14 protein-coding genes are annotated in these 20,703 nt (G+C 62.2%); 1 reads left to right on the top strand and 13 read right to left on the bottom strand.

The genetic code is table 11. The features are described 5' to 3' along the window. Positions 1 to 6: 6 nt before the first annotated feature. From ggt to J8C01_RS12055, 6 genes are all read right to left on the bottom strand, one after another. Positions 7 to 1,740 carry a gamma-glutamyltransferase gene (gene ggt / locus J8C01_RS12080; RefSeq protein ID WP_211433113.1) on the bottom strand — a complete coding sequence of 578 codons (1,734 nt, stop codon included), beginning with the start codon at positions 1,738 to 1,740 and terminating at the stop codon, positions 7 to 9. A gap of 31 nt (positions 1,741 to 1,771) precedes the next feature. Then, entirely contained in the window at positions 1,772 to 2,725 is a 954-nt protein-coding gene (locus tag J8C01_RS12075) for a ChaN family lipoprotein (protein WP_211433112.1), read from the bottom strand. An 11-nt stretch (positions 2,726 to 2,736) separates the two neighbouring features. Next, on the bottom strand, positions 2,737 to 3,714 hold the full coding sequence (locus J8C01_RS12070) for an alpha/beta hydrolase (protein WP_211433111.1): 978 nt from the start codon (positions 3,712 to 3,714) through the stop codon (positions 2,737 to 2,739). Next, on the bottom strand, positions 3,711 to 4,115 hold the full coding sequence (locus tag J8C01_RS12065; protein ID WP_014101318.1) for a carboxymuconolactone decarboxylase family protein: 405 nt from the start codon (positions 4,113 to 4,115) through the stop codon (positions 3,711 to 3,713). The genes J8C01_RS12070 and J8C01_RS12065 overlap by 4 nt, the downstream gene beginning before the upstream one ends. Positions 4,116 to 4,248: 133 nt before the next feature. Next, positions 4,249 to 4,899 carry a hypothetical protein gene (locus tag J8C01_RS12060; protein ID WP_211433110.1) on the bottom strand — a complete coding sequence of 217 codons (651 nt, stop codon included), beginning with the start codon at positions 4,897 to 4,899 and terminating at the stop codon, positions 4,249 to 4,251. 69 nt (positions 4,900 to 4,968) lie between these two features. Then, positions 4,969 to 7,071: an MFS transporter gene (locus J8C01_RS12055; RefSeq protein ID WP_211433109.1), complete on the bottom strand. Its 2,103-nt coding sequence runs from the start codon at positions 7,069 to 7,071 to the stop codon at positions 4,969 to 4,971. A gap of 311 nt (positions 7,072 to 7,382) precedes the next feature. On the opposite strand from J8C01_RS12055, the gene J8C01_RS12050 reads away from it, so the two are divergent. After that, positions 7,383 to 10,136 (top strand): cation-translocating P-type ATPase, encoded by a 2,754-nt coding sequence (locus tag J8C01_RS12050; RefSeq protein ID WP_211433108.1) that lies wholly within the window; start codon positions 7,383 to 7,385, stop codon positions 10,134 to 10,136. A 238-nt stretch (positions 10,137 to 10,374) separates the two neighbouring features. Here J8C01_RS12050 and bchU read toward each other — a convergent pair whose 3' ends face one another. The 7 genes from bchU to J8C01_RS12015 form a co-directional block, all read right to left on the bottom strand. After that, positions 10,375 to 11,445, bottom strand: a complete 1,071-nt coding sequence (gene bchU, locus J8C01_RS12045; RefSeq protein ID WP_211433107.1) for a bacteriochlorophyllide d C-20 methyltransferase BchU — start codon at positions 11,443 to 11,445, stop codon at positions 10,375 to 10,377. 853 nt (positions 11,446 to 12,298) lie between these two features. Beyond that, a complete protein-coding gene (gene moeB, locus J8C01_RS12040) occupies positions 12,299 to 13,750 on the bottom strand; it encodes a molybdopterin-synthase adenylyltransferase MoeB (protein ID WP_014101324.1) in 1,452 nt (483 codons plus the stop codon). Positions 13,751 to 13,756: 6 nt separating this feature from the next. After that, the gene (locus tag J8C01_RS12035) at positions 13,757 to 14,182 is read right to left on the bottom strand and encodes a M67 family metallopeptidase (RefSeq protein ID WP_211433106.1); all 426 of its coding nucleotides are present in this window, start codon (positions 14,180 to 14,182) and stop codon (positions 13,757 to 13,759) included. 3 nt (positions 14,183 to 14,185) lie between these two features. Then, a complete protein-coding gene (locus tag J8C01_RS12030) occupies positions 14,186 to 15,124 on the bottom strand; it encodes a PLP-dependent cysteine synthase family protein (protein WP_014101326.1) in 939 nt (312 codons plus the stop codon). 18 nt (positions 15,125 to 15,142) lie between these two features. Further along, on the bottom strand, positions 15,143 to 15,784 hold the full coding sequence (locus J8C01_RS12025; RefSeq protein ID WP_211424516.1) for a peroxiredoxin: 642 nt from the start codon (positions 15,782 to 15,784) through the stop codon (positions 15,143 to 15,145). A gap of 190 nt (positions 15,785 to 15,974) precedes the next feature. Further along, positions 15,975 to 16,934: a ribonuclease Z gene (locus tag J8C01_RS12020; protein WP_211433105.1), complete on the bottom strand. Its 960-nt coding sequence runs from the start codon at positions 16,932 to 16,934 to the stop codon at positions 15,975 to 15,977. An 82-nt stretch (positions 16,935 to 17,016) separates the two neighbouring features. Beyond that, positions 17,017 to 20,703: a helix-hairpin-helix domain-containing protein gene (locus J8C01_RS12015; RefSeq protein ID WP_211433104.1), complete on the bottom strand. Its 3,687-nt coding sequence runs from the start codon at positions 20,701 to 20,703 to the stop codon at positions 17,017 to 17,019.

The raw sequence follows: 20,703 nt of genomic DNA, 5'->3' as shown, positions 1-20,703 counted from the left end.
CAGCCGCTAGTAGCCAACCGCGAGGGCGTCAGGGTTGCGGGGGTCACTGGCGCCCAACCGGATGCCGGTTTCATCAATCATGACGCCTTCCGCATCACCGTTGTAGCGCGGCACGATGTCCAGCCGGTGCCCTTTGGCTTCCAGCGCGCGTCTGGTGTCGGCGGTCATCCCATAAGGCTCCCACATCACCACATCCGGCAGCCACTGGTGATGCAGACGCGGCGCATCAATGGCCTGCTGGAGGTTCATCCGGTGGTCAATGATGTTGATGACCACCTGTAACACCGTGGAAATGATGGTCGGCCCGCCGGGACTGCCAATCGCAAACCAGGGCCGGCCCTCTTTCAGAACAATCGTCGGCGTCATGGACGACAGCGGCCGCTTGCCAGGCGCAATGCAGTTGGCTTCTCCCTGCACCAACTGGTAGTAGTTCGGTGCCCCCGGCTTGGCCGCAAAATCATCCATTTCGTTGTTGAGCAGAATGCCTGTCCCCGGGACGGTCACACCCGACCCATAGGGGCCATTGAGCGTGTAGGTATTTGTCACAATGTTGCCTTCGGCATCCACGACGGTGAAGTGCGTCGTCTCGGCGGCTTCCGAAACTGGCGCGTCCAGTCCTGGACGGATGTCGGCGCTGGGTGTGGCGCGCTGCGGATCAATCGTCGCGCGGCGCGCCCGGGCGTAGTCTTTTGAGATGAGTTCCGCAACCGGAACGGTGACGAAATCGGGATCGCCCATCAGGGTGGCGCGGTCGGCGAAGGCGCGTCGCATCGCCTCGATAAGCAGATGGCTGGCTTCCGACGAGCCGGCCCCAAGGGCGGCCAGGTTGTCGCCTTCGAGCTGGTTGAGCACGTTGAGCAGTACAATGCCGCCGGAGCTGGGTGGCGGGAAGGTGATGATCTCGTACCCCCGGTACGTCCCCCGGAGTGGCTCGCGTTCCACCGGACGGTAGTTCTTCAGATCATCGAGGGTGATGTAACCACCATTGGCGGCCATGGCGGCAGCAATCCGCCGGGCGGTTTCGCCCTCGTAGAACTCGCGTGGTCCGCGCTTTTCCAGACGTGCCAGCGTGGCCGCCAGTTCCGGCTGGCGGAACACTTCGCCTTCCTCATAGTAGTTACCGTCCCGATGGAAAATCCGGCGGCTGTCGGGAAACTTCTCCAACCGCTCGGCAATACGCAGGCCGCGGGAGAAAGCGTAACTGACCGGAAACCCCTCCTGTGCCAGCCGCCGGGCCGGGGCCACAACCTGCGCCCATTTCAGCCGCCCGTACTTGCGCAGTGCCAGATCGAAACCGGCCACCGTACCGGGAACCCCCACGGCAGCATAGCCCAGGGTTGATTTCTCCGGGATGGGATTGCCGTTGGCGTCAAGGTACATGTCGCGGCTTGCCCGGGCCGGCGCGGTTTCCCGGTAGTCAATGGCCGTTGTCCGGCCGTCTGCCATGCGGATGAGCATGAAGCCGCCGCCGCCGATGTTGCCGGCAACCGGGAAGGTCACGGCCAGCGCCAGCCCGACGGCTACGGCGGCATCCACGGCATTGCCGCCTTCCTGCAAGATTTTCACCCCGACCTGCGAGGCAAACGAGCTGGCCGAGGCCACCATGGCACGCCTGGCACGCACCGGCTGCCGCGCCACCTGCCCTTTTGTCTGCGGCGGCAACAGGGCGGCGATGCAGACCAGGATCAGGAAGCTGCGTCCGGCCAGCTTCCAAAACAGCGGTATCGAACAGGGTTTCATCAGGAATGGGCCACGGTTGGTTACAGCCCTTTCAGGGCTTGGGTTTGACACTGAGCACCACGAAGTCGCCGAGTTTGCCAAAGCGCGCCACGTCAAACGTTTCCGGGTCATCGGCATCGGCGACGACCGTCACCATGAGCATGCGGGTACCTTTGCGGTAGGTCGCCAGGTGCTCTGGAATCCCCAGACCTTCTTCACTGTGGAAGCGTCCGTTGAGGTGAATGACAAGGGCGCGTGGCACCTGGGCGAGGGTTTCCGCAATGGCATGGGCCATCCCGGCATCCCACAGCGACTGGGCATCGAGCATGCGCGAAAGGTTCGGCATCTGGCGTTCCCCGTCGCCGCCTGCCGCGCCGTGCATCCCGGCCATCAGGCTGCGGAATTTGGCTTCGTAATCGGCCGAAGCAGCCCCGTAGGGCAACGGCGGCAGCAGCGCCCGGGCCGGCTGGGAAAGCCTGGTCAGGGCGTCGCGCCCTTCACGTCCGACGAGGTTCACGTAGCGGCGGGGCGGATTGGCCGCCACGACCGGCAGGTGCTGTGCTCTGGCAAACTCCACCAACGGACGATAGTCGCTCTGGTAGTTGTTCCACGGACGACTGCACGCCAGAAACTGGGTTTCGGGAATGAGACCGGCCAGATACTCATCGAGAACAAGCTGCACGTCCCGCTCGAACATCTCCAGCGAGAGCACCACCTGCCGTTTTTCGGCGGCGGCATCCGTACCGTAGTGCGCGTAAGCAGCCTGAAGCAGGTCGCGCTGGAGGGCATGCGCGCCGGGGTCATCGTGGGACTCACCAATGAACACCACCTCGACCCGCGCCAGGGCGGCCACAATGTCATCGAGCGTGGCCGGCTGGCCGTCCGGCTTGTAAATGCGGTATGGCGGCGAGGTTGCCTGACCTTGGATTTGTTGTGACATCGCGCCTCCCAACACGAACCATCCGATGAGGGCATACACCACCCAACCAGGTCTGCCTTTGCGCATGGCGGAATACCTCATTTCAGAGCCTTTACCGGACGGGGCAGGACAGACGGTGACAGCGTACGCCAGCAAAAGCCAAAGGCCGCCTCGCTGCGCGCAAGGAGAAAAGCCCAGCCGTGACCGCCGGAAGCCAGCGTAAACTCGTGGGGTATGCCAAGGGACTCCAGGGTTTCATGCAGCCGCTGATTGCCCACATCGAAGCGGTAGCGGTCTTCCGAGCCAACGTCGAAGTAGATTTTGAGCTGGCGCAGGGCCGCAGCCTGCCGGCGCGCCAGCGTCAGAGGACTGTGCTGGTCAAAAAACTCCGGGTCCGGCGGATCGCCATACAGTTTGGTGGCGAGTCCGTAGCGCCACGTTCCGATGCGGTCATCGGCTCCCTGGGGCGGCCGCGGCACCTCGGTAAAGATGGCGGCGCAGTGCGCGGCAACACCGGCAAAAAGCTGCGGATGCTTGAATGCAATCAGCAAAGCGCCATAGCCACCCATGGAAATGCCGGCCATCAGGCGTCCGGCGCGTGTGCCGAGCGTGCGGTAGCGCCGCTCGATGAACGGCAGGAAGTCCTGCACGATGGCATCCTCGTAGCGTTCGCCCTGCCTGGCATTGATGTAAAAGCTGTTTTCACCGCGTGGGATGGCCACGATGAATTCGCCCACCTGCCCCTTGGCGCGCAGGGCATCCAGCGCCGCCTGGACCCCCCGGCGCTCCCAGTCACGCTCGTCATTGAACAGGCCGTGCAGAAAAATGACGAGCGGGTAACGCCGCTCCGGCGACGTGCGGTATGACGGTGGCAGCGACACCGCATAAGGCACCTCCCGCCCCAGGCTGGCCGAGTGAAACACCCCGTAGTCCATCGCGTCCGTCTTTCCCGGAAGCGGCTCTGGCGGCCTCTGAACCGCCTGCCCCACCGCCGCCGTGCCAGACAGGCCAACCCACCCCAGAAGCCACAGCCAACCCAGAAACCACAGCCGGTTCAGGCTTCGGATGGGCTTCATGACGCACCGGAGCCTGACGAGGACGCGCCAGCGGCAGGCGGTGTCGTGGGAAAGTGGTTGAGGTTGAGGCGCTCGGCGCAGCGATCCGACAGGTCAATCATGGCAGCAGCATTGATGGCGGCCGCAATGCAGATGGTTTCGCTGATTTCTTCCTTGGTCGCCCCCAGTTCGAGGGCTTTCTTCATGTGACCGTCCAGACAGCCTTCGCACTTGGCCACCAGCGAAGCCGCAATCGAGATGAGTTCCTGGATTTTCGGATCGAGCACCCGCCGCTCCGGGGTGTAGTACAACTCCTTGTAGTAAGCCCCATAGACTTTCTTCATGCGCGGTTCGAGCATGGAGTAGGACTTGGTCGGGGCATTTCCGGCGGTCGGAATCAAAGGCTCCTGCGTGTCAGACATGAACGTTACTTTCCCCTGTAGGCCTGGCTCCGGGCGAGCCAGTCGTGGTGACGCCAGCGCACAAAACGACTGCCGGCAGGCGGTTCGGCGGGACGCGAACGGCGGCAAGCCCGCCGGCTCACCGCCGTGAACCTTACTTCGTCTTCACCAGTTCCAGTTTTTCGGTAAAGGAGCGGTCGCCGTAGTTGATGGTCAACTCGACCATGTTCTTCCTGGGCACAAGCGAAATCCGCATGGCGTCGCTCTGGGGTGCGCCGGGTGTGAATTCAATGGGGCGCGAAGCCACGATGGGACCATCGGGCGTCTCGGTAAAGACGTTGCCCGGCACGAGAAACGTTCCGCCCTCGCCGCTGGGCTGGAAGCTGCGCACCTGCATCCCCATTTTGGGAGCAAGCCCCTTGGGCACGATGGTCAGAACATAGTCGCCCGGCTCAAATTCCCGACCGAAAAACTTGACGCGGGTCTTGAGGGTCAGATGGGCCACGGGCCAGGTCCGGGTGCTGTAGAACTGGTTGCCACCATTTTCAATGTAGCCAAAGGTCTGCGGCCCCCAAGGCAGATTCAGATAGCGAACCATCACCGCATCGGCCACGTTGCCGAGCCTGGCTGAGGTCGTCTGAATGGTCGTCGCCTTGCGGGGATCGTTTTCACCCATCCCCATCTGCCCTTGCCCCATCTGCGCCGGGGCCGCCGGCTGCGCCAGGGCCGCAGGCGGGAAGGTTCCGGCAGAACTCAAGCCCAGCAGGGCCACCAGGGTCAACGCTCCGGTACGAACAACGGTCATTGGATTGCTTCCTCTCGGAATGGATTGAAGTTTTTTCGAGGCGTTTCATCAAACACCTCACACGCTTCCCTACGGTAGCATGAGTGCTTCCTGAATGAAGCCATCAATTGCCTCAATATAACGCTGCGGAGCGACCGGGTAGGCTTCCCCGTGGGCGGCCTCTTCGATGACGAGCCGGCGTTTTGCCGGATGCCGGGCCGCTTGGTACAGCGGTTCGAGCGTCGTTTCCACCGGCATGCGCCGGTCCTGGCGGCCACCAATGAACAGTACCGGCACGGTGAGCCGGCGCACAGCGCGTTCAACGTCAAAGTCACCAGGCGCAAATCCCATCCGCCAGGCGGTCGTGTAGGTCAAAACCGGCGCCAGCGGCCACCGGGGCAGCCCCAGGTAGCGTACGTCATTGGCCACTGCATCCTGAAATGACCGAAAGCTGCTGTCACTGATGACCGCCGCGACTTCCGGGGTTTCGGCCGCCGCCAGCAGACTCGCGGCAGCTCCCATTGAAACGCCCAACAACACAATGCGGTCGTAGGGCGCACGCTGGCGGACAAACTCCACAGCCGCCCGTACATCCCGCCGCTCGGTGTAGCCGACGGTCGAAAACTCGCCACGACTCCGCCCGTGGCGGCGTACGTCATAGAGCAACACCCCATAGCCCAACTTCCACAGGGCCACGCCGCGCTCCAGCGTTTCATACCGGGAGCGGAAAAGCCCGTGGGTGATGACAATCGTGACCGGATGGGTTCGGGCCGGCAGGTACCATCCCGTGAGTGGAATCCCGGCCGACTCGAAAGCCACATTCTCATACTGTGCACCGAGCGCCGCTGGTGTATCCGTGCGCCGGCGCTCATCCGGGCGCGTCCGCGCCTTGGTTACGGCGACACTCACCAGGTAGGGCAGTCCCAGTCCCAGGATGAGCGCCCACACCATGACGCGCCGCAGGACAAGCGGCCAGAGCCGCGGCCGGGGCACGTCCCTGGAGACCCGTTCCACCTGTGGATCGTCGAGGGCGCGCAGGCAGGCCCAGGCAACCACCGTGACGCCAGCGCAGACGGCCGCCACGGCCAGAAAGCCACCGGCACGGTAGGCAACACCGGCCAGCGCCACCGTGGCCACGATGCCCAGTTGCGAGCAGCCATTGCGCAGGGCAATGAAAGCCGGGCGTTCGTGCGGGGCGACCAACTCGCTGGTGAGCGCCTGAAGGGGCGCTACGCGCACCGCCGCGCACAGTGCTGCAAACGCCACAGAGACGTAGAGGCCCCACGTCCAGGCAAAGGTAGGCACCAGCAGCAGCCCCAACGCCATCCAGCCACTGGCGAGAACAGCCACCCGCCGCTTGCCGTAGCGGTCGGCCAGTTTGCCGCCCACGGCCCCTCCGATGACCGCCCCAATCCCGGTGAGGCCAAACATCAGCCCGATGCGAAACTCATCGGCGCGAAAGGCATCGGACAGCCACGTGCCCAGCAGGGCAGAAAAGGCGACGAGACCACCGGAAACGAAAGCCGCGCTGACGAGCGCCAGCCGGGTCGAACGGGAGCGGTTGGCCATCTGCCACAGGCTTCGCATGCCTCCGGCTTTTGGCGTCGGGTTGGGCGCAACCGGCAATGGTTCCGAAAGCGGAAACCGGAGCACCAGCGCCCCGGAAAAAGCCGTGGCCAGCGCCGCAAACCAGAAGGCGGCCGCCCAGCCGAAGCGTCCGACGAGAAAAGCGCCCAGCGGCACGCCAATGACCGGCGCCAGAAAGTAACTCACCGCCACGCCGCTCATCTGCACCCCACGGGCCGCATAGCTCGAAGTGTTGGCCAAGGCAGCAATGGCCAGAGCGGAGACAAGACCGCCCGAAAAGCCAGCCATCATCCGCGCCAGATAAAACACCCACAGGTTGGGAGACAGGGCAGCCACGACGGATGCCACGATGGACAACAGCGCCGCCAGCGGCAGGCCGCGGATAGGATGCAACGTGCGGCCGGGCCCGACAAGCCAGAAGGCCGTTGCCGCATTGGCCAGCGAATATACGGCCGCACTCTGGGCTACGGCTGTTTTGGAAGCGCCAATTCCAGATGCAATGCTTGGGGCAATGGCCCCGATGAGCTGCGAATCCACGAGCGCCGCGAGCATCAGCAGGCACACGGCCCAGTAGGCCACGGTCTCACGGCTTCCGGGATGACTCATCAGCACCAGACTCCACAGGTGACAGTCGGCCGCAGCCGTCGGCAGGGTCTCTCTGCCATTGCGCGGCCCGGATGACGCGGGACGATACACCAACCGGCCGCCAGCCCGGAGCAACGCCCCGCCGGGTAGTCATCCGCTGGCAAAATGCTTACGATAGACGCCCAAGCTCGGCGCCCCACACCGCGTTGCGCTGGCGCCGACCAACTTCCGCCCTTTCCCGTGGCGGACCGCGCCGGGTCAGAAGTCCTGCCCGCGTTCATCCGGTTGCTCCTGGCGCGATGTTCTGATGTTCCAACCAAGGAGAATGCCTCATGCAGCGAGACGACTCGGCCGCCACCAATGCCCTGCCGCCCACTCCGTGGCATGCCCTTTCGGCACAAGACATCTACGCCCGCCTGCAAACGACTCCCGACGGTCTCACTCCCGACGACGTGGCGGCCCGCCAGCGCCAGTATGGACGGAACCTGCTCCCCACCAAGCCGCCGCCCAAGCTCTGGCTCGTCATTCTGCACCAATTCACGAATTCGCTCATTTACATTCTGCTCATTGCCGGCCTGGTCGCCCTCGCCATCGGCGACTTCAAGGATGCCGCTTTCATTTTTGGCGTCGTCATCCTCAATGCCATCATTGGAACCTATCAGGAATGGCGGGCCGAACAAAACGCCTACGCCTTGCAGAGCCTGCTCGAAATCCGCTCGCGAGTCCGGCGGCGAGGCGAAGTGCTCACCGTTTCGGCCGAAGACCTCGTGCCGGGCGACATCGTGCTGTTTGAATCCGGCGACAAGGTGGCCGCTGACGTGCGTCTGGTTCAGGTGTCAAACCTGGGCGTGGATGAGGCACTGCTGACAGGCGAATCCATGCCGATCACCAAGTCCGTCGCACCGCTGGCTGAAACCACACCGGTCAGCGACCGGACGAACATGGTCTTTGCCGGCTCACTGGTCGTGACGGGGCGCGGTATGGGGGTCGTGGTCGAAACCGGCACCCGCACGGAAGTCGGCCGCATTGCCCAGTCACTCATCGAGGTCTCCAGCGCCAAACCGCCGCTGCTCGTGCGCATGGAGCAGTTTTCCCATCAGGTCGGCATCATCATTCTGGCCTGCTCCTGTCTGCTCGGCGTGGTGTCGGTGTTGCAGGGCTTGCCCGCCCGGGAGGTGTTTCTCGTCATGGTTGGGCTGGCCGTGGCGGCCATTCCAGAAGGGCTGCCCGTGGCGCTCACCGTGGCACTCTCCATTGCGACAGCGCGGATGGCCAACCGCAAGGTCATCGCGCGGCGCCTGGTGGCCGTGGAAAGTCTTGGGAGCTGCACGGTCATTGCCAGCGACAAGACCGGAACGCTGACCCTCAACGAGCAGACGGCGCAGGTGATCATCCTGCCGGACGGGCAACGCTTTGAAGCCACCGGTCAGGGCTACTGCGGGGAAGGTGAAGTCACGCTGGCTGATGGTCGTCCGCTGACCGACGCCCAACGCGAGGTATTGCGCCGCCTGGGACGGGCGGCCATTCTGTGCAATGAAGGGGCGCTGACACGCACTGCCGAGGGCTGGCGGCACAGTGGCGACGCCATGGACGTGGCCCTGCTGGCCCTGGGCCACAAACTCGATCTGACACCCGAAACGGAACGGAAAAACCATCCGCTTCTGGAAGAAATCCCGTTTGAATCCGAACGGCGCTATGCGGCTGTTGCCTACCGCAGCGGCGACCACATCCAGGTGGCCGTCAAGGGGGCGGTCGAGGTCGTGGCCGGTTTCTGCCAGACCATGCTGGCCGCCGACGGCGAACGCCCGCTGGACCTCAACCATGTGGTGCAGCAGTCCGACGCACTGGCGGCCGAAGGCTACCGCGTGCTGGCTATCGCCCACGGCACGGTAGCCGCGGCAGGCGATGCACTGCCCGACCTGACGCAGGTCAAAGGACTCACCCTCGTTGGACTCGTGGGCTTCATTGACCCGCTGCGCCTGGAGGTCAAAGCCGCCGTTGCCCAGGCGCGGCGTGCTGGCGTCAAGGTGCTGATGATTACTGGCGATCATCCACTGACCGCGCTGGCCATTGCCCGTGACCTGGGACTGGCGCAAAGCAAGGAGGAGACCGTTGCCGGAAAGGAACTGGCCGGAATGACCGGCGAACAACTCCGGCGATGGCTCGATGCCCATCCGCAGGTGCGGGTGTTTGCCCGGGTTACGCCAGACCAGAAGCTGGCCATCGTGGATGCGCTCGTGGCACGCGGTGAAATCGTGGCCGTGACCGGCGATGGCGTCAACGACGCTCCGGCGCTCAACCGGGCCAACATTGGCGTGGCGATGGGTTCCGGCACGGACGTGGCCAAGGAAGCAGCGCAGATCATCATCACCGACGACAACTTTGCCTCGATTGTGGCCGGCATCGAGGAAGGGCGTTACGCCTACGCCAACATCCGCAAAGTCACCTGGTTTCTCATTTCGACCGGCGCGGCTTCGCTCATTCTCATCGGCGGCACGGTCGCCCTGGCACTGCCTATGCCGCTGTCGGCCGTGCAGTGGTTGTGGCTCAACCTGGTGACGAACGGCATTCAGGATGTGGCGCTGGCATTCGAGGCCGGCGAGGAGGGTGCGATGCGGCAGCCGCCACGCGACCCGAAAGAGGGCATCTTCGACCGGCGCATGATCACCCACGTGCTGCTCGGCGGCATAACCATGGCCGTGCTGTGCTTTGGGCTGTGGGTGTACCTGATGAACAGCGGTGTGGAAGTCAACTCGGCGCGCAACATTCTGCTGGCATTCTTTGTGCTGATTCAGTTTTTCTACGTGCTTACCTGCCGGTCAGAAACGGCTTCAGCCTTCAGCATTTCCTGGCGACGTAACCCGGTACTCATTGGCGGGGCGCTCACGGCGCTCAGCGTTCACATCCTTTCAATGAACTGGTCGGTGATGCAGTCGGTCCTGCGCCTTGAACCCTTGTCTCTGGACAAGTGGTTTGGACTGGCGGCACTGGCAACCATCGTGTTCATCGTGATGGAGACCTACAAACGCTGGCAGCGGATGAGTCAGGAGCGCACCCTGACCCAGGAAACCCCAACCACGGCCTGAATCCACCGAACACAATTGACGTGGGGGCAGGTTCCCAAACCTGCCCCTGCGCTAAACCTGCGGCAAACCGGCCCTGTTCCTGAACCTGCCCCACCGTGGTGCTCCATCATAAGGGCGACTTATGTATGTGGATGCATAGAGGCAGGTTATGTGGGAGCAGTCGTGTAGGGGCAGGTTTTGAACCTGTCCCTACACGGGTTAGGGCCATGGGTTGAGGCGGTTTGTGTATCGGCGCACATCACCCCTTGCGCGCCTGATAGAGCACATGACCGTGGCGCGCGACCTTCCGGGCGTCCACAAAGCCAAGCTGCCCGAACACATCGAAGTATTCATCCTGCCGCTTGAAGGTCATCATCGCTGGATCAACCCCCACGCTGGTCAGAAAGTGCGCCAGATAGTCGTAGTTGGCCAAGCCACGTTCGTCGCGCAGCAGCATGTCAGCCACGATGACGCGCCCACCCGACGGCAGCGCCGCCTGCGCTTTCCCCAGCAGCATGGCGCACACCTGGGCGTTGAAGGGATAGAGAATGCGGGCAAACAGTACGGCGTCGCAGGCCGGGTACGGATCGCGGTACATATCCAGGGCCACCGGCACAATGCGGTCAGACAATCCGTGCGCGGCCACGTTGTCCCGCACAATTTCCAGCGCCGACGGCAGGTTGACCAGCGTGATGCGTTCGATAGACGGAAACCGCTTGGCCAGAGCAATCGCAATGTCGCCATTGCCGCCGCCGACATCGAGCAGATGCGTGACGCCTTCGAGATCGGCTTCCTCCACGAGCAGGTTGCGGACGAAATGGTTGTTGCTGCGGTGGATTTCCTCGTAAAACGCGCTGTCTTCGCGGGTTCTGGGCGGCCAGGGCGTCAGCGCCGTGAAGTCCATCTCGCCCCGGATGACCTTGGCCAGATGCAGGTGATACCGCTCCATAATCGTGACGGCGTAGCGCACAAAAGGCTCCATGGTCAGGTTTTCGTTGGCCGGATTGGGCGGCAGGAAAAACTGGCGGGCAAAGGGCGTCAGCGCCAGCCGGCCTTCAGCATCCCTGGTGAGCAGCTCCATTTCCACAAGCATGTCCGTAAACTTGACCAACCGGTTGAGACGGCTTCCGGTAGCGGTCGCCAGCGCCTCAACCGACTGGGGTTCCCCGGCCAGATGACTGAACAGGCCAAGCTCATAGGCGGCCTTGAGGACGAACATATCCACCGTGCCACGGTAAGTCATATCGCACGCACGCAAATACTGCTCATAGAGCGCATCATCACGCACATCGGCCGAGTGTTCGGCGGCCGCTGGAACCGGACTTGACATAGGGAACTCCTTTGCCGGGCGACAGCCTGCCAGCCCGGAGATGATGGTGAGTGAAATCCTTATCCAACGTACAAAAACCGACGCTGATGCGCTATGTTGGTTTTGTAAGCTGGAACGTATAAGCGTGTTCCCCGCTCGAAACGTATCCAGAGGAGGGTCACGACCATGACGGCTATTCTGCTTGCCTGCCTGTTCGTCCTGGGTGGTTATGCCGCGTTGTGGGGCATCATCAAGTTTGTCGTTGCCAACACCAAGGACATTGCTGCCAACTAGGCGACCAACCAACGGAAAATAAACGGCCAATAACGACACGGGAAAACCCGGTTCCCGCCGCCGGAAGGCAGCGCGTTGCCGGGGATACTTTTCGCACCCGCCCTGGGAGGTTGGCCTCCCAAGGCGGGTGCGTTTGTCTTTTGTTTCAGGATTTCAAGGCAGCACGTAGCACGCCATGTTTTGCCCGGATTACGGAAAGTACTGGTAGTGGCCCCATCACCCGCCAGGCAAACAGCACATCTTCCAGACTTGCGCAGACATGCGCTGGTGCCAATGTTGTGAACGATGAGCGTGTCACCCGCAACCTCATCCACAGCCAGCCCAAACCACCGGCGACAGCGGACGTTCCAAAGTCGCTGGCGTGCCCGCCTGCCCCCCTACGGGTTGCCAGACTTCGGGACAGCAGGCAACAGCCCACAGCACCAGAATGACCGGAAGGGCAACCGGCCTGGCTTGTGCCCCTCACACCGGAACGTCCTGCCTCCCAGCAGCCTGCGCTGACCAGCACTTTCGGCAGGAAACCGGTGCTGATGCCACCTGAGTGGGCATCCCATACGCACTGGGACAACTGTGGTGTGGTTCAGTATTTTGGCACGCTGGGGTCAACGTCATTCGACCAGGCCGTGATACCGCCGGCCAGGTTGATGAGTTCCCCCGGAAAACCTGCATTTTTCAGTGCCTGGATGGCGCGGGCGCTGCGTCCACCCATCTTGCAGTGGACAATCGTCGTGCGTGTTGGGTCAATCTCATCCCGGCGGGCGACGATTTCCCCCAACGGAATGAGCTTGCTGTTTGGCAGGCGGGCAATTTCGTACTCGTGCGGCTCGCGGACATCAATGATCTGCAAGTCTTCACCCAGATCGAGACGGCGTTTGAGTTCCACCGCAGTGATTTCTTCCATGGCCGGTTTCTCCGTCGAAGCTGGCGGCTTGAGACCGCAAAATTGCTCGTAGTCAATGAGTTCCCGAATCGTCGGGTGGTCGCTGCACAGCGCGCACTGCGGATGTTTGCGCAGTTTGAGTTCACGGAATTTCATCCGCCAGGCGTCAAAGAGCAGCAGCCGCCCCAGCAGCACGCCTTCAGCGCCGAGAATCAGCTTGATGGTCTCATTGGCCTGAATGGCACCGACAATGCCCGGCAGCACACCCAACACCCCCCCTTCAGCGCAGGACGGCACGAGTCCGGGCGGCGGCGGTTCAGGATACAGGCAGCGGTAGCACGGGCCACGCGATCCCCAGAAGACACTTGCCTGCCCCTCGAAGCGGAAAATCGAACCATAGACGTTGGGTTTGTCGAGCAGCACGCAGGCGTCATTGACCAGGTAGCGGGTGGGAAAGTTGTCCGTGCCGTCCACGACGATGTCGTACTCGCGGATGATGTCCAGTGCGTTGCGGCTCGTCAAGCGGGTTTCGTGGATTTCGAGTTTGACGTTGGGATTGATGTCCTGAAGCCGGTCGCGCGCCGAAGCCACCTTCGGACGGCCGATGTCCTTCGTGCCGTGAATGATCTGCCGTTGCAGGTTCGAGGCATCCACCACGTCAAAATCCACAATGCCCAGCGTCCCGACGCCGGCCGCCGCCAGATACATCCCCAACGGCGCGCCCAGCCCTCCCGTCCCCACCATCAGAACGCGCGCCTGCTTGAGCTTGCGCTGGCCTTCCAACCCGACTTCGGGCAGGATGAGATGGCGCCCATAGCGGGTGTATTCCTCCGGGGTCAGTTCAGGCAGCGGACGCCCGGCCGTATCACCATCCGGTGCGCCCCCGGCAATCGAAGGCACAATCATCAGCGTGTCGCCGTCCTGCACCGGCGTGTCCGCCCCCTGGAGCGCGCGGATGTCCTCATCGCCCACGTAAACGTTGACAAAGCTGCGTACGGCACCCTGCTCGTCAAAGAGGTGCTTTTTGAGTTCGGGATGCGCGTTGCCCAGCGCCAGCAGGGCCTCGCCAGCCGTTGCGGCCGTCACTTCAATCTCCGCTTTGCCACCGGCAAAGCCACGTAACGCCGTTGGTATCAACACAGTGACAGGCATGGTATGTCATCCTTTCACGATGGACTCAGGGTTGAAGCGGCTGCGGTCAGCTTCCAGTTCCCAGGACTGCACCTCCCCGGCGCGTCCCTGCGCCACCGACACGATGACATAGGAATACACCGGCAGGGCATGGTCAAGGTCATAACCCGATGGGACGGCCGGGTGATCGGGATGCGAGTGATAAAAGCCGATGATGTCGAGCTGTCGGCTGCGCGCATAGCGTTCGCCACGCATGAGTTCCTGTGGCGTGATGAGAAAGCGGTTGCGCTTGGCGCTCTCCTCCCGCGCATTGGAAATCGGCATCACCTCCACCGTCGTTTTGCGGCCATCGGCAGCAAAAGTGCCGAGCAGCAGACCACAGCATTCGTAAGGGTAATCGGCTTCGCCATGGGCGCGGATGGCCGCTTCCTGTTCGGTCGTCAGCACCAGCATCGTCTAGGGGTGTTTTCCTTCCGGGGGTTTTTCCTGCCAGATGTCCTCGCTCATGTAGCGCGTTCCCGAATCACACAACACCGTCACCACCACGGAGCCGGGCGGGAGCGTCTGGGCCAGATTGAGTGCGGCCACGACGTTGGCTCCGGCGCTTACGCCGACGAACAAACCCTCTTCGCGCGCCAGCCGGCGCATCATGGCCTGGGCAGCTTCCGTACCGACCTCGACGTTGGCATCCGCCAGGTGGGGGTCATAAATCCCCGGTACGAGCGCCGTCGCCATGTGCTTCATCCCTTCCAGTCCATGCAGCGGCGAGTCCGGCTGCATGGAGATGCACTGAACCGATGGATTGAGTTCCTTGAGTCGGCGTGATGTGCCGATGAATGTCCCCGACGTGCCCAACCCGGCAATGAAATGCGTGATACGGCCCCCGGTCTGCGCCCAAATCTCGTTGGCCGTGGTCTGGTAGTGCGCCTGCCAGTTGGCATCGTTGTTGTACTGGTCGGGGTAGAAATACCGGTCCGGGTACTCGGCGGCGAGCTGCCTGGCCAGGCGCTGGGCACCGTCCGTGGCCTCCAGTGGATTGGTTTCGATGATCTCCGCGCCGTAGATGCGCAGCATTTTCTTGCGTTCGAGGCTGGCATTTTTGGGCAGGCACAACGTGACGGCGTAACCCAGGGATGCGCCGAGCATGGCGTAAGCAATGCCAGTGTTGCCGCTGGTCGCATCCAGAATCGTCTTGCCGGGATAAAGCGCCCCGCGCCGTTCCCCGTCCCGGATCATGTTGAGCGCGGCCCGGTCTTTGACCGAACCGCCAGGGTTGAGATGTTCCGCTTTGGCGTAAACTTCCACCCCTTCCGGCAGGCCGGCGGTGACGCGCCGCAGCCGGATGAGCGGCGTGTTACCGATCGCTGCCGCCAGGGTTCCGGGTGATTCAGCCACGTTGCCTGCTCCCTGCCCTCAGACCGCTTTTTTCGAGAGATACCAGTCTATGACCTCATATTCACCGGACTGCACCCGCGCGGCGGCATCGGCCACGGTCTGGGGTGGCGGGACGACGACCTTATCGCCCGGCCGCCAGTTGGCCGGCATCGAGCAGGCGTTGGCGTCAGCAGTCTGCAGGGCCTCCAGCGCCCGGAGGATTTCATCTATGTTCCGCCCCAGGTTCATCGGATAGTAAATAATGGCCCGGACAATGCCTTTGTCGTCAATGATGAAGACGGCCCGCACCGTCGCCGTCTCCGATGCGCCGGGATGAATCAGCCCATACTTCTGGGCGACTTTCATATCCAGGTCGGCAATGACCGGAAACGTGATCCTGACGCCAAAGTGACGCTCGATGTCGCGTACCCAGGCAATGTGCGCCGGGACGGAATCCACCGACAGCCCGATGAGCTGCGCCTGTCGCCGCTCGAAGTCGGCGGCCCGCTCAGCAAAGGCGACAAACTCCGTCGTGCAGACCGGGGTGAAGTCGGCCGGATGTGAAAACAGCACGACCCACTTGCCCTTGTAATCCGAAAGTCGAATGACCCCATGCGTGGACTTGGCTTCAAAGTCGGGCGCGGGATCGTTGATGCGCGGGAGTGAAATGGCCGTTTCCATGGTTGATCACCTCTGTTCAGGTTGCGGGTTGGCGTGTCTGACCGTCAATAAAACGGAGATTTTGTAAACGATACCGGAAATCGGGTCAACTCACAGCCGCACCATCGCCTCGTTGAAACCGCCCGGACGCAGACAAACCCGGCTGTGACAACAGGTACAGGTCAGAGCTGTGAGGCTGTTGTTGTGGTCATCAACTTCTCTGCCGAACCACGTTTGCCACGCCGGAGCGTGCCAGACGGGCGGTGTGGCGCAGTGGAACGGTCATGCCATCTGACAGGGCGATGACGTTGGGGTGCACGGCTGCGGCTTCCTGTACAAAGCCGTCTGTCTGCCGGTAGCGCCGCGAAAAATGCGTGAGAACGAGCAACCCTGCTCCGGCTTCGCGGGCCACCGTCGCTGCCTGGCGGGCCGTCATGTGGCCGTAGCGTTCGGCTTCGGCCGCTTCACTTTCCAGAAAGGTCGCCTCACACAACAAGGTGTCCACTCCCGCTGCCAGGGCAAGGGCACCGGCACAGGGTCGGCTGTCCATCACGAACGCAAACGAGCCGCCACGTTTGGCACGCCCCACTTCAGCCACCTGAAGGCGATGCCCGTTCGGCAGGTCAAGGAAGCCCTGCCGCTTGAGCTGCCCTACCACCGGGCCGCGTAACCCCAGCGCCTCCAGCTTTTCCGGCAGCAGCGTCACTGTGTCCGGCTCCACCAGACGATAGCCCCAGCTTTCAACCGTATGGTCGAGCGGCTGTGCCTCGATGCGGAAGCGCGCCGTCTCACAGATGACGCCGGGGGCATCAACCGGATGCTCCCGAATGACGGCCGTCTCCGTGAAAATGGAGGCCCGGCGCAGACGCTGAACGTACTCCGCACCTGACGCCGGGTAGTACAAATCCACGGGATGCGCCACACCATCCAGCGACAGGCGTTGGATGACGCCCGGCAGGCCCAGACAGTGATCGCCGTGCAGGTGCGTCAGAAAGATGGCCGTGATGTCGGAGGCCGCCACGCCAAAGTGCGTCATCTGGCGCTGTGTGCCCTCGCCGGGGTCAAACAGCAACCCGGCGTCGTCCCACCGGACGAAATAGGCGTTGTGGTTGCGCTCGCGGGTGGGCACCTGGCTGGAAGTGCCCAGGGCAATCAGGAGACGGTCTGACACGGCACCTCCATCCTTTCACAGCCATCAGCGGCGCGCCGTGCCGCCACAGCTTCAGGCGCCGCCGCAGCCGACCGGAAAACCTTCAGGCGGCCTGCTTGGCCAGCCTGGCCAGATAGTCTTCGAGCTTCTGAATGCGCACATCGTAGATGGACTGCTGTACCGACTCGATCAGGTCGTACTCTTCCTTGATGCACAGCAGGATGAACAGCCCCCAGAGCATACGCTGCCGGTCCTGTTGGAGACTCTCGATGCGGGCTTCCAGCTCAGCTTTCTTGGTACGGCGGTGTTCTTCGGTCAGGGCTTCAATCTCCAGGTGCAACTCGCGCAGAAGACTGAGCTTGACATCAAACATGCTGTAAAACCGCTCGCGGTAGGCTTCATCGTCGTGGCGGTAGTAGATGTGCCGGTACTGGTAAAACTTCATGAACACATCCTCGCCCTGCCGCTTGGAAAGCCCTGTCACCGCCGCGATCTCATCCGGCGAACTCTGCATGAACTTGTCGAAGGTGGACAGCCCCGCCAGGATGATGCGGTTCATCAGCTTTTCGTTGATTTCTGGAATCTGCTTGAGAATGAACTTGACGATGAGCACTTCCTTCTTGCTGTTGAGGTCTGACGCCGACAAATCGAGCGCAAACGTCCGGGGCAACATCTGCGCCAGCCGTTCGTAACTCGCCTGCACCTGCTGAAGCGCCGCTTCGGTGAAATATGCCTGGTCGGGAACGCTTTTCTGCGACTGAAGCGCCTGCTGCATGTCTTTCAGAGCCGCACAGATTTTCTGGTAGCCCATCTTTTCGGCCGAACCGTAGAGCAGGTTGACCGATGGCTCGACCATTTCAATCCATTCCAGCGAAGTCCGGCGTTTGATCTTCTGGTTGAGCTGGATTTCACGCATGAAGTCCTTGAGCGGTTTGACGTAGGCCACGGCAATGTTGTCGTAGAGTTCCATCAGCATGGACTCTTCGTGTTCGGTCAGTCCGCTGTCAATCGTGGCGCTGCCCCCGCTCAGGCCCTGTGCAGTGAGTACGGCGTCGAGGTTCTCGAACAGGTCATCCACTGAGGACTCATCAAACAGGGCTTCCGCCGCATCATCAAAAGCATCGTTGATGAGCTGGATGTTTTCGAGTTTCTGGAGCGTTGTGGCTTCGGCAACCGCCGCTGGCGCGACCGGTGTGACCTCGGTCGGGACCTGGAAGGTAAAGCCCATGTAGTCGAGCAGGGCCTTTTTGTCTCCGGCCTGCTTGGTTTTCAGGTACTGGTTGACGAGTTCCAGCGCCCGTTCGCAGGCATCAATCATGGCGGCAACCAGAAACCGGCGCTCGTCATAGGCGGCTTTGAAGTAGTTGCCCAGCGTCGCAAAGGTAAGCTGAAGCGCTTCGTCCGGCGTGGCCTGGGACGTTTCGGCGCAGATTTCAACCACGGCCTTGTACGGCGCAAACAACAGGGGCTTGCGCCGGATACGCTTCAGGTTCTCATCGAGCATCTTCAGTCCATCCGCCAGAGCGGCGGCATCCGTGCCGACCCGCAGCGCATCCACGGCGACGTAGTTCTGCCGGATGAGATAGAAAAGCTGTTTGTAAAGGTCGTACTTGCCCAGCTTTGTGCGCTGCTGAAGCGTTTCGATGTTGGCCGGCTCGGCCAGCGCGTCCCACACCATCCGGCACGTTTTGGGATCGGGGCTGTCCTTGAGGTTGAGCAGCGCCTCATGGATCGAACGCCGGGTAAATGAGGAATCCGGCTTGATGGCCGTGCTTGAGATTTGCTTCAGCTCGCTGCGCTGCAACAACGCCTCGTGCAGCAGTAGCGGGGTGTCGAGCGTGATGTTCTGGCTGGCCGGTGGTGTTTTGGTGTCGAAATACGCCAGCGCAATTTCACGCGGATCGAGCATGAACAGCCAGTAGAAGGCGTTATCCGATTCGAGAAAGCAGGCCGGCACAGAAGCATGGACGACCCGCCCCAGCGACCAATCCACCCGACACTCGGTGTTGTCCGTCAGTGTGATGTGGAAGTGCCCAGTCAGACCGGCTTCCCAGGCATAGACAAAAGCCTCCGGCAGGTGCTTCTGCACGAGGAGCCGGTTGAGTGTCCGGTCCACAGCCATCGGCAGCGGGGCCGGCGTCGCCGTGTCAAGCAGATGTTTGGCCGCAACGTGCAGGGCGTTGCGTGGCGTCAGTGACGACACAATTTCCTGGCACAGTTCGCGCACCTCGTCCGTGTACTGATAGGCCAGGCAGCGCAGGATGCGCGTCGCCGCCTCCGTATTGCCCAGGAAGGCGAACGAACGGCGGAGTTTGGTCAGTTCGGCGCGCACCCGCCCGATGAGAAAACTGATGGTTGGAGGAGAAAGCAGGGTCTGGGCAAAGCGCTCGACGTACTCATCGCTCCAGTGCTTGAGGGCGTGGTCGAGTGAAACCTCCATGGACAGGGGATCATCCAGCGCGATCAAAGCCATGGCAATTTTGTCGGCGATGTCGCGCGACACTGGATCGTCCAGGCGCTTGAATTCCGCCAGCTTGGCGCGCAGGCATTCGCCCGCCGCCTCTCCGCCGATAAAACTCAGTGTGGCAATACATTGGCTGTTGACCTGCCGTACGGTGCGCGGGTGGAAATGCTGCCCGACAAGCACCACGGCCCGGGCCCGTTCGGCGGGCTTGGGCGAAACGATGCGCCCCAGAAGGAAAATCAGGTTACGGATGTAGTACCAGGGCGTTTCGGGCCGACAGTGCTCAAGCTGGTGCAACAGCATGGGGTAAATCCGTTCCCCATTGGCTTCCAGCACACTGAGCAACACCCGCCGCATGCGCCGGTCGGGTTCCTCGAAAAGCTGCTGGAAGAGCTTTTCCGGGTCCCAGACAGCAAACCTGGTGAGAATATCGCCCACCAGCAACCGGGAAAGCTTCGAGGCGCAGTATTCGTCTATCTTGCGGCTGCTGAACAGACTTCCCTTGCTTTGCAGGCGCTGGCTTTTCTCGATGGAAAAGTCCCGGGCCCGGGCCAGTTCCACCACCAGGTCCATCATCTGACAGGACTGCGGCAGGAAGTCGTCATTGAAGAAGGCCACGGCCAAATCCACCGACTGCGCCAGGTAATCCTCCAGATTGAAGCGCCGTTTGGTTTCGTATTCCGCCTCCTTGTCGGCTTCGTTGGCGGCGATGATTTCCTGGCGCACCCGCTTGTCCGTGACCAGGCCCACGACCTCGCCCATCAGACTGCTGACTTTGCCTTGGTACGACAGCACATCGGCGCTGGTTTGTTCATCGGCAAACTCAAAGCGCCGGTCAGCCGACAGCACGTTGTGGGTGACGTTGCGGTAGATGTTCTCGTTGAAGGCCTCTTCCTGAACCGGTACTTCCATGCGCTTTTCGAGCGCATACATTGCCCGTTCCCGCATTTCCCCAATCGGGCGGATCTGCTGCCAGGGATACTGGGCTAACAACGCCTGAAGATGGGGGCGGTAGGCCGGCGGACAAAACTCCAGCAGGTGCTCCTCGAAGCGCGGAAAGAACCGATACACCTGGTCAAAGCGGACGACGCGGTAAAAAAAGATGTCGAAGACCTTGTTGCGCGCCGCCAGGACAATCTCCAGCGGATTGCTGCCCGGCTGCTGCTGGGCCATTTTTGCTGCCCAGTCGAGCACCAACCAGCTTACGGTACGGATGTCGCTCTGTAACACCGTCACCAGGGAGGCCGCGACCAGGGCCGGTGCGCGCTGCCCTGCCAGAAACCCCCTGAAATCCTCAATGGCTGGCTGCAAAGCTTCGTCTGTCAT

This window comes from Chloracidobacterium sp. D, from assembly GCF_018304685.1.
GTDB lineage: Bacteria > Acidobacteriota > Blastocatellia > Chloracidobacteriales > Chloracidobacteriaceae > Chloracidobacterium > Chloracidobacterium thermophilum.
The sequence above is the reverse complement of the archived record's forward strand: the minus strand, read 5'-3'. Positions and strand labels throughout refer to the sequence as shown.